Genomic DNA, 13,424 nt, shown 5'->3' on the forward strand with positions numbered 1-13,424 from the left:
GAGCCCGGGCGGAGTGCCGCCGACGGGTGCTCAGCGCAGGTGCGACGTGTCGTTGAGCAGCCGGACGCTCGCGTTGCCGTCCGCGTAGTACGCCACCGCGGTCAGCGAGGCCGCCGACAGCTCCATGCGGAACAGCGCCTGCGGCGGCGCCCCGAGGGCGAGGCGGACCAGGGTCTTGATCGGCGTGACATGCGAGACGAGCAGGACCGTGCGGCCCGCGTACGAGGCCACGAGCCGGTCCCGTGCGGCGGCGACCCGGCGGGCGACGGCCGCGAAGCTCTCGCCGCCGCCGGTGGGTTCGGCCTCCGGGTCGCGCAGCCAGGCGTCCATGTCGTCCGGGTACCGCTCCCGGACCTCACCGAAGGTCAGGCCCTCCCAGGCGCCGAAGTCGGTCTCCCGCAGTCCCTCCTCGATGCTCACCTCGCACCCCAGGCGGGCGGCGGCGACCTCGGCCGTCTCACGGCACCGGGCGAGGGGCGAGGAGACGACGGCCTGGACGGTCCCCCTCGCGGCGAGCACACCGGCGGCCAGTTCCGCCTGGCGGCGGCCGATGTCGGAAAGCGACGGATCACTGCCGCCGCTGCCGGAGAACCGCTTGAGCGCGGTGAGCGGGGTCTCGCCGTGCCGCAGCAGGACGAAGGTGGTCGGAGTACCGAGGTCGGGCGGGGCGGAGGCGACATTGCGGGCGGCCCGCACATCGGCCGACGCGGAGCCGTCGGCACGTCCGGTCTCCTGCGCCACGGGCACCGCTCCCTCGCGGGACGCGGCCGGGGCGGCGGGGGCCGTGCCGGCGGTGGCGGCGGCCGGGGCGGCGGGGGTCGTGCCGGCAGTGGCGGCGGCCGGGGCGGCGGGGGTCGTGCCGGCAGTGGCGGTGGCCAGGGCCGCGCGGGCCCGGGCCGCGCCCGCGGCCGCGTCGCCCGGTGGGCCGGCCGGCTCGGGGTCCGTGACGGTGTGCGTGTCCAACTCCGCGGTGGAGCGGGCCTGTTCCCACCGCTCCCCCCGGCTCCCGGCGTCCATCGCCTCGTTGGCGAGCCGGTCCGCGTGCTTGTTCTGCTCGCGCGGGATCCACTCGTAGGTGACCTGCCCGGCCGGGAACAGGGCGGCAGCCTGCATCGCCAGCGGCCGCATCGCCGGATGCCTGATCTTCCAGCGGCCCGACATCTGCTCCACGACCAGCTTGGAGTCCATGCGGACATGCACCCGCGCGGCCGGGTCCAGCTCATGGGCCGCGCTCAGCCCGGCCAGCAGCCCCCGGTACTCGGCGACGTTGTTGGTGGCGGTCCCGATGAACCCGGCCCGCTCCACGAGCGTGTCACCCGTCGCCGCGTCCCGCACCACGCTGCCGTAGCCCGCGGGCCCCGGGTTGCCCCGGGAACCGCCATCGGCCTCGACGACGAACTCGCGCACGTGCAACGCCTCTTACAGGCCGGACTCGGACGTGCGCACCAGGATGCGGCGGCAGTTCTCGCAGCGGACGACCGTGTCGGGGGCGGCCGCGCGGATCTCGTTCAACTCGGTGATCGCCAGCTCCTGGCGGCAGCCCTGGCAGGTGCGCTGGTACAGCTTGGCCGCACCGATGCCGCCCTGCTGCGCGCGCAGCTTGTCGTACAGCTTCAGCAGATCCGCGGGCACCGAGCCCGCGACGACCTCGCGCTCCTTCGACACCGACGCGGCCTCCCCGTCGATCTCCTCGAAGGCCGCGTCCCGGCGCGCGGTCGCATCGTCGATCTTCGACTGCACCGACGCGACGCGCTCGGTCAGCTCGGCCACCCGCTCCTGCGCGGACTCGCGGCGCTCCATCACCTCCAGGACGACGTCCTCGAGGTCGCCCTGCCGCTTGGCGAGCGAGGCGATCTCGTGCTGGAGGTTCGCCAGGTCCTTGGGGGAGGCGACCGCACCCGAGTCGAGACGCTGCTGGTCACGGGCGGCGCGCTGGCGCACCTGCTCCACGTCCTGCTCCGCCTTGGTCTGCTCGCGGGCGGTGTCGCTCTCCTCGGTCTGCGCGGCCACCAGCAGGTCGCGCAGCTGCGTGAGGTCCTTGGTCAGCGACTCGATCTCGGCGTGCTCGGGCAGGGACTTCCGCTTGTGCGCAAGCTGCTGCAGGCGTACGTCCAGGGCCTGTACGTCGAGAAGTCGGATCTGGTCGGCGGGCGCGGCGTTCAGTTGGGGGCTCCAGGGGTCTTCGTGGGGTTGGACGACGCCGCGTGGGCGGTCCAGGGGTCGGTGACCGTCTTCGAGACATGGACGCGCAGGTCCCATCCGTGACGGTCGGAGATCTCGTCGAGCTGGGCGGCTGCCAGCTCGCACCAGGGCCATTCGGTGGCCCAGTGCGCCGCGTCGAGCAGCGCGAGAGGCCGGTGGGCGCCGTCGGCCATGAACTCGGACGCGGGGTGGTGGCGCAGGTCCGCGGTGAGGAAGGCGTCGACACCGGCCGCGCGGACGTCGTCGAAGAGGCTGTCGCCGGAACCGCCGCTGACGGCGATCGTGCGGACCAGTGCCTCGGGGTCACCGGCGACCCGGATGCCCTGCGCGGTGGCGGGCAGCCGCTCGGCGGCGCGGGCGGCCAGCTCGCGCACGGTCAGGGGGTGCTCCAGCTCGCAGACCCGGCCGAGGCCCCGGCGGCCCTCCGGGTCGGTCGTGTCCGGGACCAGGGGGCGCACGACCCGCAGGTCGAGCGCGCCGGCGAGGGCGTCGCTGACGCCGGGGTCGGCCCGGTCGGCGTTGGTGTGGGCGACGTGCAACGCGATGTCGTTCTTGATGAGGGTGTGCACCACGCGGCCCTTGAAGGTGGAGGCCGCCACCGTCGTCGTACCGCGCAGATAGAGGGGGTGGTGGGTCACGAGCAGGTCCGCGCCCAGCTTCACCGCCTCGTCCACGATCTCCTGGACGGGGTCGACCGCGAAGAGGACCCGCGAGACCTCCTGGCCGGGATCGCCGACGACGGTGCCGACCGCGTCCCAGGACTCGGCCCGCTCGGCGGGCCACAGGGTCTCCAGCGCGGCGATGACTTCAGACAGACGGGGCACGGGGAAAAGGCTACCTGCCCCAGGTCGGTGCCCGACCGGCCGCGGACGATTCTCCCAGGCCGGACACTCCGGGTCGGCCGGGCAGGTCACGGGGCCGAGTGATCCGGACATCCCGGGTACCGGCCCCGGGGCCACCCGACTGCCGAACCGGTGACGGGGGTTGCGAACGGCTGTGGTGTGCGCCCCGTCGTGCAGCACACCCGCCCCGGTTTCCTCAGGTATTTGGCCGCACGAACACCCTTATGTGTGAAGCGGCCGTCCGTGCAGGTCACGTCCGTGCGTACGAAAACTAGCTTCGTCGCCGGAGGTGACCGAACGATGACGGCCTGTGCCTTCGAGTCCGCCACGGCGGACGGGAGTGAGTCGGCTGCCCGGCCCGGATGCGTGATCACCGCGGACGGGTCCTACGCGGCCCGCCTCGCCCTGAGCGGCGAGTCCTGGTACCCGGAGCGCTGGACCCTGGACGGCCCGGAACCGTACGCCGTACCGCTGCCCGGCAGCCAGCCGGAGGAGCCCGGCACCGAGGTCCAGCCGCTGGCCGACGGCCGGGTGCTGATCCACCGCCTCGTGGCGGGACGCCACCTGTTCTCGCTGCTGTACCCGGCCGGAGCGGGGACCGGCGAGCTGCCGCTCGGCGCGGTGGACGACCCGGGCGAGGGGGGCCGGCTGCGGCTGCTGCCGCCGGCGCCGACCGGGGACCGGGCGTTCGCGCTCGCGGTGGGCCCACGCTCCACGGCGGTATGGCTGGTGGCGGGCGGGGCGGCCGGGCCCGAGCGCCTGGCGGAGCTGCCCGGCCACTGCTCGGGCGGGGTCTGGCTGGACCGTGCCGGCCGGACGCTGGCGCTGGACCGCACACCGGACGGGGGCCCCACGAAGACGGTGGTGGTGGATCTGGCGCGGGGCGGGGAGGTGTCGCCGCTGCTGCAGATCACGGACGGGAGCAACGACCGGCTGCTGCTCGCGGATCCGGACAGTGGGCTGCTGCTGATCCGCTCCGACGCCCCCTCCCCGGGCCGGGAGCGGCTCGGCTGGGGGGTGTTGGGGAGCACGCTGCCGGTGCGCTTCCCCGACTGCCTGCGCCTGGACTGTCCGGTGACCCCGTTCGCGATCCAGCCGGGGCAGGTGCTCACGCCGGAGAGCTGCGCGGTGGCGCTGAGGGTCGACGGGGCGGACGGCAGCTGGGTCGCGGTCTGGCGCCCCGCGCACCGACGGGTCCTGCATCTCGCCGCGCCTCAGGGGTGGTTGGCAGGAGCGGGGCTGTGGACCCGGGAGGGCGTACTGCGGCTGCCGTTCACGACGGGTGCGGTGAGCTGTGGGGTGGCACGGCTGGAACCGCCCGTGACGCCGGTCGAGTCTCCCGTGCGGGAGCCGGTGCCGGGCGCACCGGCGCCGGTGCGCCCGGTGCCGTTGCAACAGGCGCCACTCCCACAGCCACCCCTGCGACAGGCGCCACTCCCACAGCCACCCCCGCGACCACTCCCACAGCCACCGTCCCAACGGACACCACTCCAACAACCACCGTCCCCACAGACACCACCCCGACAGACACCACCCCGACAGGCGCCCCCGCAGCAGCCGGCCCCGCCACCACGCTCCCGCAGGAATCCCGCATCGACCGGGGCCTCCCTCCGCCGCACACTCACGTGGCCCCGTCCCGGCACCGGCAGCACCGGCAGCACCGGCAGGTCACGGCCCCCGGGAGAACCCCTGCCCGCGGCCGAGACCACCCCCGCAGCCCCCGGAAAGGCAAGGGTCACACCCCCCGACACGACCGTCGCGTCAACCCCTGCCACGGCTGTCACCGCGGCCCGTTAGACTCGCCCGGCTGTACGAAGGATCATGTTGACGGGGTGAACACTTCTCATGAACGACACCAGCACCGCATCGCCGCTGTCCGCCGAGGCCCAGGACCCCCTGGGACACGGCCGGCACCGTGGCCCGGTCTCCGCCGAGGACCACGAGGCGGCTCCGCACGGCCGGCACCGCAAGCCGTCCGCGCAGTCGAAGGAATCCGGCACCGCGGCCTGACCGGCACGAGGGAGCGCGCGCCGATGGCGTCCACCACGGTGAGTGCGCCGGTACCACGGTGAGCGCGGCGGTCGCCGCATCGGACCCGGCCCCCCCGTCGTATGACGGGCGGGGCCGTTCCGTGCGGGGCTCCCCCGATCCTCGGGCCGCTCGCGATCCTCGGGCCGCTCGGTCGGGGGACGCGTTACGGGTCCTGCCCCGGCACGGCCCGCAGACCAGGGGCCTGTTCGTGCTGTGCCGGGACCCGCACTCCCCGCCCTTCTCGCCCGCCGACGAAGACGAGAACTTGGGCGAGGGCGAGCTGTTCTTCCGGCGCCGTCTGCCGCAGCTCGCCCACCCGCCGCCGGCCACCGACGGCAGGCCGCTCAACGATCCGCCGCCGGCCACGGACGGCCCGCCGCTCAGCCATCCGCCGCCGCCCCCGTGTGCCTGAGCCCGAGCACCTCGGCGGCCGCGAACGTCTCGCCCGGGGGCCGCTGGGCGTAGTGCGGGGTGAGCAGCGCGTCGAGTTCGTCGTAGGTGAAGACGTCCTGCTTGGTGTCGAACCTGGCCTGGATGCGGGGTCGTTCGACGACCGCGACCATGCCGCCGTGCACGACGAGAAGCTGTCCGTTCACCAGTGCGGCGGCCGGGGAGGCGAGATAGCCGACGAGCGGGGCGACATGCTCGGGGGCCAGTGGGTCGAGGCCCTCGTCCGGCCGCCGGACACCGGCGAAGACGTCCTCGGTCATCCGGGTGCGGGCGCGCGGGCAGATCGCGTTCGCCGTCACACCGTAGCGGGCGAGCGCGAGGGCGGTGGAGGTCGTGAGCCCTACGATCCCACCCTTGGCCGCCGCGTAGTTGGGCTGCCCGGCGGAACCGGCGAGGAACGCCTCCGAGGACGTGTTCACGATCCGCCCGTACACCGGGCCACCGGCCGCCTTGGCCCGCGCCCGCCAGTGCGCGGCGGCGAACCGGGTGGTGTTGAAGTGGCCCTTGAGATGGACTCGGATCACCGAGTCCCACTCGTCCTCGGACATCGAGAAGACCATGCGGTCGCGCAGGATGCCGGCGTTGTTGACGAGGATGTCCAGCGGGCCGAACTCCTCCACGGCGAAGTCCACCAGCGCACGGGCCTGTTCATGGTCCCCGACGTCCCCGCTGTGGGCGGCGGCCCGGCCGCCGGTCGCGCGGATCTCGGCGACGACCTCCTCGGCGGGTGCGCCGGAGGCGGCGCCGGAGCCGTCACGTCCGGGCTGTCCGTGGTCGTTGACGACGACCGACGCGCCGAGCCGGGCCAGTTCCAGCGCCTCGGCCCGGCCCAGGCCCCGCCCGGCGCCCGTGACGATCGCGGTCCGTCCCTCAAGGGGCCGTGACGGCGGTGACGGCGGTGACGGCGGTGACGGCATGGATGACGGTGACATCAAGCTCGTTTCCCTTCACGGAGGTTCAGATCTCGATGCACGTACGCAGTGCCGTACCGGTCCGCATCTGTTCGAGCGCCTCGTTGATCCCGGCCAGCGGCACCCGGTGGGTGATCAGGCCCTCCAGATCGATCCGGCCCGCCCGCCACAGCGCGATGGTCCGCTCGTAGGAGCGCAAAACGTCTCCGCCGCCGTACAGGGAGGGCAGGATCCGCTTCTCGTCGAAGAACAGCTCGAACATGTTGAGCTGGAGGAAGTCGTCGAGCGCCCCCGCGCCGACGACGACCAGGGTGCCGCCGCGCCGGGTGTTCTCGTACGCGGTCCGGGCGGTGGCCGACTTTCCGACGACCTCGAAGACATAGTCGAAGCCCTCGCCACCGGTCATCTGCTGCTTGGCGTCGGGCAGCCCGTCCGGGGCGACGGCACCGGTGGCGCCGAACCTCAGGGCCGCCTCGCGACGGGAGGCGACCGGGTCCACGGCGACGATCTCGGCGGCTCCCCTGAGCCGGGCGCCCTGGATGGCGGAGATGCCGACGCCGCCGCAGCCGATGACGGCGACGGACGAACCGGCCTCCACATCGGCGGTGTTGAGGGCGGCGCCGAGTCCCGTGGTCACCCCGCAGCCGATCAGGGCCGCGACGTCGAAGGGCACGTCGTCGGGGATGGGCACCGCACAGCCCGCGTCGACGACGACCTCCTCGGCGAAGGTGCCGGTGCCCGCGAAGCCGAACACATCGGGGGGACCGCCGGCGGCGCGACGGAAGTTGGGGATGCCCGCGTTCATGAAGCCGGCCAGGCACAGTTCGGTCTGCCCCCGTTTGCAGGCGGGACACGCGCCGCAGGCGGGCAGCCAGCACACCACGGCCCGGTCGCCGGGCCTGACCCGGCTGACGCCCTCGCCGACTTCGAGGACCTCGCCCGCGCCCTCGTGTCCCGGCACGAAAGGAGCCGGCTGCGGCAGGACACCGTTCATCGCGGACAGGTCCGAGTGGCACAGTCCCGTGGCGCGTACCCGGATCCTCACCTTGCCGGGACCGAACCCCGCCGCCTCGATGTCGTCGAGCACCTCCAGCTTGTCCTGGCCGATCTCGTGCAGTACGGCTGCGCGCATGGTGCGGCTCCCCTCGGAGTACGGAACTCGGGAGTTCGGGAGTGCCGACCGGTGGTGTCGGCACTCGGGCGCCGACCGCTCGGGTGGGCACCCAGGGCCCGCTGAGCGACGGTGCCGGCACCCAGGCCCGCCGAGCGACGGGGCAGGCACCCGGACAGTGCCGGCACTCAGACGTGCTGAACGACGGTATCGGCGAGGACCGGCACGTCCCGACGCTCGACGGCGCTCACGGCCACCCGTACCGCGCCGTCCCCCCGCCACATGCGGATGCGCAGAGTCTCGCCGGGATACACGACCCCGGCGAAGCGCGTGGCGTAGGAGCGCACCCGGGTCACATCGCCGCCGAGCAGGGTGTCGACGACGGCCTTGAGCGTGATGCCGTAGGTGCACAGGCCGTGCAGGATGGGCCGCTCGAATCCGGCGAGCTTCGCGAACTCGGGGTCGGCGTGCAGCGGGTTCCAGTCGCCGGAGAGGCGGTAGAGGAGGGCCTGGTCTCCGCGGAGGGGCCGTTCGACGGTCCGGTCCGGTTCGCCGGAAGGCGCGTCGAGGGAGCGGGAGGGTCCCCGGTCGCCGCCCCAGCCGCCCTCTCCTCGTACGAAGATCCGGGCGTCGTTGGTCCACAGCGGGCCGTCGGCGTCGGCGACCTCGGTGCGCATCACGAGGATGGCCGCCGTGCCCTTGTCGTACACGGCGGCGATGCGGTCGGTGGCGGTCGCGGTGCCCGCGACGGGGAGGGGGCGGTGCACGGTCAGGGACTGGCCGCCGTGCAGGACGCGGGAGAGGTCGACCTCGACACCGGGCATGGAAAGTCCGCCGGTCACACCGGGCTTGCCGCCGCCGGCGACGGTGGCGAAGCTCGGCAGGACGTGCAGCCGGGACTCCAGGGTGTAGCGCAGCTCGTCGGGGTCGGTGGCCGGGCTGTCCTTGTCGGGGTGGGCGCCCGCGCCGATGCCGAGGTGGTACAGCTGGACGTCCTTGTGGTCCCAGGTGATCACGCCGGAACGGGGCTCCGCGGCGAGGGCCTTGGCTGCGTCGATGGGCATGGGGCTCCTGACACTGGCGGGTAGGACCCCGGTGCGGCCGTCCGCACCGTCGGCCGCACCGGGGTCGTCACGGGGCCGCGGGAACCCGCCCGTTCTAGAACGCGTTCCAGTACGACGCCCCCTGTATAGCCGAGGGCCCCTCGCTTGTGAAGGCCCCTGACGCTCCGTCAGTTCCATGGACGGCACCGCGCCGGTCCCGCCGGCCGTGACATTTGTCCCGCCCGATCCCGTACACGCGCATCTGCCGGGCGGACCCCCGCCGTCGGTACCGTCGGGGACATGACGAAAACGACCGGGACACCGCCCGCCGTGTCCTTCACGGGGGCGGTCAAGACCTACGGCGCTCTGCGCGCCGTCGACGGCATCGACCTGGAGATCGGGGTCGGCGAGACGGTCGCCCTGCTCGGCCGCAACGGCGCCGGCAAGTCGACCACGATCTCGCTGCTGCTCGGCCTGAACGAGCCCGACACGGGCACGGTGGAACTGTTCGGCACCGCCCCGGAACAGGCCGTGCGCGCGGGCCGGGCGGGTGCCATGCTCCAGGAGGCGCGGGCCGTGCCCCGCGTCACCGTCCGGGAGCTGGTGTCCTTCGTGGCCGGACGCTACCCCGACCCGCTGCCCGTGGCCCGGGCGCTGGAGCTGGCCGGGATCCCCGAGCTGGCCGGGCGGCGCGTGGACCGGCTCTCCGGCGGCCAGACACAGCGGGTGCGGTTCGCGGTCGCGCTCGCCGGGAACCCGTCGCTGCTCGTGCTGGACGAGCCGACGGCGGCCCTGGACGTGGAGGCGCGGCACGCCTTCTGGGACTCGATGCGGACCTACGCGCGCAGCGGTCGCACCGTCCTGTTCTCCACGCACTATCTGGAGGAGGCGGACGCCCACGCCGACCGGATCGTCGTCATCGACCGCGGCCGGATCGTGGCGGACGGCACCGGCGAGGAACTGCGGCGGTCCGCGGGGGGCAACCTGGTCTCGATCAACCTGGCGGGCCGTGGCACCGACGGACTGGACCTGCTGCCCGGCGTGCGGTCGGTGGAGGTGCGCGGGGGCCGGGCGCTGCTGCGCACCGACGACTCCGACGCGACGGTGATCGCCCTGGCCGGGCTGGGCGCGATACGCGGCCTGGAGGTCGCCCCGGCGTCGCTGGACGACGCGTTCCTGGCCCTGACGGCACGCGAGAGGGAGACGGTGTGATGGGGGACTATCTGCTGCTCGAGGTGCGCCGGACCCTGCGCGACGTCGGCTTTGTGATCGGCGGAGTCGCGATGCCGGTGATGATGTACCTGCTGTTCACCAACATCGGTGGCAGCGACGGCGCCTGGAAGACGGCGTCCATGGTGAGCATGGCGGCCTACGGCGCGGTCGGCTCGGCGCTGAACACCGGTGGCGGGGTCGCCGAGGACCGGGCCATCGGCTGGCTGCGGCAGCTGAGGGTGACCCCGATGACCCCGCGCCAGGTCGTCGTCGGCCGGGCACTGACCGGTGGGGTGACGGTCCTGCCCGCGATCGTCGCGGTGCTCCTGGCGGGCGGCCTGGTCAACGGGGTGCGGCTGGCCGCCTGGCAGTGGGCGGCGATCGCCCTGCTGCTGTGGCTGGGCTCGGTGCCCTTCACCCTGCTCGGGCTCGGCAACGGCTACCGGATGACCGCGCAGACCACGGGCGTGACCAACATGGTGTGCAATCTGGGGCTCGCGGTGCTCGGCGGTCTGTGGTTCCCGGTCGCCCTGTTCCCCGGCTGGCTGCGCACCGTGTCCGCGTACACCCCGACCCATCGCTTCGCGCAGCTCGGCACGGCGGTCGCCGACGGGCACGCCCCGGCGCTCGGCACGATGCTGGTGCTGGCCGTCTGGCTGCTGCTCTTCGCTTCGTACGCTGTCCAGTCGTACCGCCGGAGCGCGGCGACCAGCTGAACGGGGGGAGAGATGTCCTGGATGCGTAAGGTCTCACGGGGATGGGACGCGTGGCGGTCGACTGTGCGGGAGGCCCGGGAGCACCAGCGGTGCTACCAGGAGGACAAGACCCGTCTGAAGGCCGAGTACCGGGCGGCGCGCAAGGCCGGGAAGGCCCCGGAGCACCCGGGCCCGCCGCCCAGCGGCTTCACCCTGCTGCCCTGGCTGCTGATGGGGATGGGGGCCTTCTCGAACATCTTCCAGGGCAAGACCCCGAACCCGTGGATCGGCGGAATCGGCCTGTTCACCTTCAACTCGCTCTACATCTACGTGGCCTTCCGCGCCTTCACGAAGGAGACGCGCGAGGCCCGCTCCACCCGGGTGGCCCTCGGCCTAATGGCCGTGGTGACCTGCGGACTCGCCATCGGCTACGGCGGCACCTGGCTGCTGTTCTTCCCGCTGCTCGGGCTCGCGACGGGCGCGGTCCTGCGCGGGCACCTGCGTGCCTACGGCACGGCGGTCGCCGTGCTGGCGGGGGTGGTCGGCGGTGTCCACGACGGCTGGAACGGCATGAACATCGCCTACGCCACCTGGATCTCGACCATGGTGACGGCCGCGATCCTCTCCCTGTCCGAGGCGGTACGGGATCTGCGCGCCGCCCGCGAGGAGCTGGCCCGGCGCGCGGTGGAGGAGGAGCGGCTGCGCTTCTCCCGCGATCTGCACGACCTCCTCGGCCACACCCTCTCGGTGATCGTCGTGAAGTCGGAGGCGGCCCGCCGTCTGGCCCCCCGGGACCTGGACGCGGCGCTGGTGCAGGTGACGGACATCGAGTCCGTCGGCCGGCAGGCGCTCACCGAGATCCGCGAGGCGGTGACGGGCTACCGCGAGGGCAGTCTGGCCGGGGAGCTGGACCGGGCCCGCTCCGCCCTGGCCGCCGCCGGCATCGAACCCCGCGTACGCCGCTCGGGCGCTCCCCTGGCCCCCCAGACGGAGGCCCTGCTCGGCTGGGTGGTGCGCGAGGCGGTCACCAACGCCGTGCGCCACAGCGGTGCCGCCCACTGCGGGATCACCATCGAGGGCACCGCCGAGCGTGTCCGTCTGACGGTCGACGACGACGGGGCCGGGACGTCCCTGCGGCCCGCCCCGGAGGGCGTGGGCGGCACGGGACTTCAGGGCCTGACCGAACGCCTCGCGGCGGCGGGCGGCTCCCTGCGGGCCGGCCCGTCGCCGCGCGGCGGCTTCACGGTCACCGCCGAACTCCCCGTGGACGGCGAGCGCCCCGCCGAGCCGGTGGAGGTGCCGCTGTCTACGGCGCCCAGGGCGAGGTGACCGACCAGCTCACGTCGTCCGTCCACGAGGTCGCGCCGTCCCAGGCGTTGGTGCCGCCGTCACTCGCTATGTAGAGGCCGTAGTCGTAGTGGCGCAGATATCTGCTCGGGTAGTTGGAGGACGCGAACGAGGTCCCGGTGCCGCTCTTGCCGGCGACCGGGCAGAACGTGGCGTCGGCCCGGAACAGCGCGGTGCCGTTCATGGGCTGCCGGTAGAGCCGGTAGTTCTGGTGCCGTAGGAAGTCGCCCGGGTAGTTCCGGGACTCGAAGGACACACAGGAGCTGTCGGCGAGGCCGCGGCGGACGATCCAGGTGGCGTCGTTCTTGTCCAGGCTCGGGCTGCTCGACGTCACCGGGGAGATGACCGCCGCGTCGTTCTGGTGGCGGATGTAGTCACCGGTGCAGCAGGAGGTGGTCGCGCGCAGCGAGATCTCCGCACCCGGGGTCAGCGAGCCGGTGGAGCCGGTCGGGCCGCCGTAGCCGGCGGAGACGATGTTCGCCTGCACGGAGTCGTCGGCCGCGTCCGTGGGAATGCCGGCGGTCATCACGCCCTCGAAGAAGGACCCGATGGAGCCGTTGCTGTTGTCGCCGCCCGTGCCCAGGACGATCGCCCCCTCCTGGTGCATCGGCGAGTAGCCGCCGCCGTTGACGCTCGGTTCGGGGCCGGAATACGTGGTCGTGAGAGTGCCGCTCTGGGCGTTGCCGTATTTCAGCGCGAAATGGTTCTGGCCGTTGTTCTTCAGCAGCGCGGTCACGAACGGCAAGGGCCCCGTGCCGGTGTTCGCCGTGTTCTTGCTGTAGCCGGAATCCGACTGGAACAGCCCGTTCTCCAGGTCGGCCTGTACCCAGGGGCCCTGGCCGTAGCAGGGCGCGAACCAGCACTCGGTGCCGAAGTTGATGGCGTCCATGTGCCCGTTGCCGGTGTCCATGTTGTTGGTCTCGGCGTTGCCGTAGTCGAAGCAGCAGCTGCCGTTCACATGGGTGCCGGAGGTCACCATGTACATCCCCTCGGCCTGCCCGTTCACCGCGACGCCCGAGGTGGAGTTGTCCCGGTAGCCCATGCCGGCCGAGATCTCCAGGCCGTAGACCTGGTGGCCGCCGACGGTCACCGGCAGCGCGTCCGCGGGCGCGCCGACATCGGCCGCGCCCGCCCCGCCGGCGCCCTCGACGGTGAGGTCGTTGTGGCGGGCGGACTGGTCGTAGATCTTGGTGATGATGCAGGTCGTCCCGGCGCAGAAGGAGTCCTGGGCGGCCGCGTCGGCGTAACCCCCGCTCGCCGACGGGCGGATGTCGGAAGTGACACTGTCGGAGGCGCGCCGCACCTGGTAGAGCGGGCCGTTGTACGCCGAGTACAGCGCCCGGACGAGGCTGTGCGCGGCGACGCAGGGCGTCCCGGCGGCGGCGTAGATGTCGCACGGGAGCGAGCCCGCGGCGGCGGCCCCGGGCGCGCCGGCGGCGAGCGTGACGATGGCTGCCGCCGCCGCGAGCAAGGCCATCACGGCACTGCGGAGTCGTAAGAACACGGTGTCGTCCTCTCGTTGTAGGGCGGTGCGGGGCGTTCCCGGTGGCGTGGTGCGGGTACCTGGTCGAAATACCGGA

12 protein-coding genes are annotated in these 13,424 nt (G+C 73.2%); 5 read left to right on the forward strand and 7 right to left on the reverse strand.

The features are described 5' to 3' along the window. Window positions 1–30 precede the first annotated feature (30 nt). Genes ACIP94_RS02575 through ACIP94_RS02585 form a run of 3 tightly spaced genes read right to left on the reverse strand, consistent with a single transcriptional unit; the run spans window position 31 to window position 3,026 of the window. Window positions 31–1,407 (reverse strand): bifunctional RNase H/acid phosphatase, encoded by a 1,377-nt coding sequence (locus ACIP94_RS02575; protein WP_402418429.1) that lies wholly within the window; start codon window positions 1,405–1,407, stop codon window positions 31–33. Window positions 1,408–1,419: 12 nt separating this feature from the next. Beyond that, window positions 1,420–2,163, reverse strand: coding sequence for a zinc ribbon domain-containing protein (locus ACIP94_RS02580; RefSeq protein WP_402420327.1), 744 nt, complete (start codon window positions 2,161–2,163; stop codon window positions 1,420–1,422). Beyond that, window positions 2,160–3,026, reverse strand: a complete 867-nt coding sequence (locus ACIP94_RS02585) for a Nif3-like dinuclear metal center hexameric protein (RefSeq protein ID WP_402418432.1) — start codon at window positions 3,024–3,026, stop codon at window positions 2,160–2,162. Before ACIP94_RS02585 ends, ACIP94_RS02580 begins: the two co-directional genes overlap by 4 nt. A gap of 318 nt (window positions 3,027–3,344) precedes the next feature. Between ACIP94_RS02585 and ACIP94_RS02590 the strand changes: the two genes are divergently transcribed. Together ACIP94_RS02590 and ACIP94_RS02595 are read left to right on the forward strand one after the other, a co-directional pair. Next, the gene (locus ACIP94_RS02590) at window positions 3,345–4,841 is read left to right on the forward strand and encodes a hypothetical protein (RefSeq protein ID WP_402418435.1); all 1,497 of its coding nucleotides are present in this window, start codon (window positions 3,345–3,347) and stop codon (window positions 4,839–4,841) included. Window positions 4,842–4,889: 48 nt separating this feature from the next. Next, entirely contained in the window at window positions 4,890–5,054 is a 165-nt protein-coding gene (locus ACIP94_RS02595) for a hypothetical protein (RefSeq protein WP_402418438.1), read from the forward strand. Between the two features lie 401 nt (window positions 5,055–5,455). Here ACIP94_RS02595 and ACIP94_RS02600 read toward each other — a convergent pair whose 3' ends face one another. The 3 genes from ACIP94_RS02600 to ACIP94_RS02610 form a co-directional block, all read right to left on the reverse strand. Next, window positions 5,456–6,457 carry a 3-oxoacyl-ACP reductase gene (locus ACIP94_RS02600; protein ID WP_402418441.1) on the reverse strand — a complete coding sequence of 334 codons (1,002 nt, stop codon included), beginning with the start codon at window positions 6,455–6,457 and terminating at the stop codon, window positions 5,456–5,458. 25 nt (window positions 6,458–6,482) lie between these two features. Continuing rightward, the gene (locus ACIP94_RS02605; RefSeq protein ID WP_402418444.1) at window positions 6,483–7,568 is read right to left on the reverse strand and encodes a Zn-dependent alcohol dehydrogenase; all 1,086 of its coding nucleotides are present in this window, start codon (window positions 7,566–7,568) and stop codon (window positions 6,483–6,485) included. 167 nt (window positions 7,569–7,735) lie between these two features. Then, the gene (locus ACIP94_RS02610) at window positions 7,736–8,611 is read right to left on the reverse strand and encodes a MaoC/PaaZ C-terminal domain-containing protein (protein WP_402418447.1); all 876 of its coding nucleotides are present in this window, start codon (window positions 8,609–8,611) and stop codon (window positions 7,736–7,738) included. Window positions 8,612–8,890: 279 nt separating this feature from the next. Between ACIP94_RS02610 and ACIP94_RS02615 the strand changes: the two genes are divergently transcribed. Genes ACIP94_RS02615 through ACIP94_RS02625 form a run of 3 tightly spaced genes read left to right on the forward strand, consistent with a single transcriptional unit; the run spans window position 8,891 to window position 11,826 of the window. Next, a complete protein-coding gene (locus ACIP94_RS02615) occupies window positions 8,891–9,802 on the forward strand; it encodes an ATP-binding cassette domain-containing protein (RefSeq protein WP_402418450.1) in 912 nt (303 codons plus the stop codon). Continuing rightward, window positions 9,802–10,518, forward strand: a complete 717-nt coding sequence (locus ACIP94_RS02620) for an ABC transporter permease (protein ID WP_402418453.1) — start codon at window positions 9,802–9,804, stop codon at window positions 10,516–10,518. Before ACIP94_RS02615 ends, ACIP94_RS02620 begins: the two co-directional genes overlap by 1 nt. 12 nt (window positions 10,519–10,530) lie before the next feature. Next, on the forward strand, window positions 10,531–11,826 hold the full coding sequence (locus ACIP94_RS02625; RefSeq protein ID WP_402418456.1) for a histidine kinase: 1,296 nt from the start codon (window positions 10,531–10,533) through the stop codon (window positions 11,824–11,826). Here ACIP94_RS02625 and ACIP94_RS02630 read toward each other — a convergent pair. Then, window positions 11,804–13,321, reverse strand: a complete 1,518-nt coding sequence (locus tag ACIP94_RS02630; RefSeq protein WP_402420329.1) for an alpha-L-arabinofuranosidase B — start codon at window positions 13,319–13,321, stop codon at window positions 11,804–11,806. The genes ACIP94_RS02625 and ACIP94_RS02630 overlap by 23 nt on opposite strands. Window positions 13,322–13,424: the final 103 nt, after the last annotated feature.

It is taken from the genome of Streptomyces sp. NPDC093261 (assembly GCF_044753645.1).
Taxonomy (GTDB): domain Bacteria; phylum Actinomycetota; class Actinomycetes; order Streptomycetales; family Streptomycetaceae; genus Streptomyces.

Coding starts and splice junctions, on each gene's coding strand:
- ACIP94_RS02620 (WP_402418453.1), top strand. CDS start 9,802: ATGGGGGACTATCTGCTGCTCGAGGTGCGCCGGACCCTGCGCGACGTC.
- ACIP94_RS02630 (WP_402420329.1), bottom strand. CDS start 13,321: ATGGCCTTGCTCGCGGCGGCGGCAGCCATCGTCACGCTCGCCGCCGGC.
- ACIP94_RS02625 (WP_402418456.1), top strand. CDS start 10,531: ATGTCCTGGATGCGTAAGGTCTCACGGGGATGGGACGCGTGGCGGTCG.
- ACIP94_RS02605 (WP_402418444.1), bottom strand. CDS start 7,568: ATGCGCGCAGCCGTACTGCACGAGATCGGCCAGGACAAGCTGGAGGTG.
- ACIP94_RS02610 (WP_402418447.1), bottom strand. CDS start 8,611: ATGCCCATCGACGCAGCCAAGGCCCTCGCCGCGGAGCCCCGTTCCGGC.
- ACIP94_RS02615 (WP_402418450.1), top strand. CDS start 8,891: ATGACGAAAACGACCGGGACACCGCCCGCCGTGTCCTTCACGGGGGCG.
- ACIP94_RS02600 (WP_402418441.1), bottom strand. CDS start 6,457: ATGTCACCGTCATCCATGCCGTCACCGCCGTCACCGCCGTCACCGCCG.
- ACIP94_RS02595 (WP_402418438.1), top strand. CDS start 4,890: ATGAACGACACCAGCACCGCATCGCCGCTGTCCGCCGAGGCCCAGGAC.
- ACIP94_RS02590 (WP_402418435.1), top strand. CDS start 3,345: ATGACGGCCTGTGCCTTCGAGTCCGCCACGGCGGACGGGAGTGAGTCG.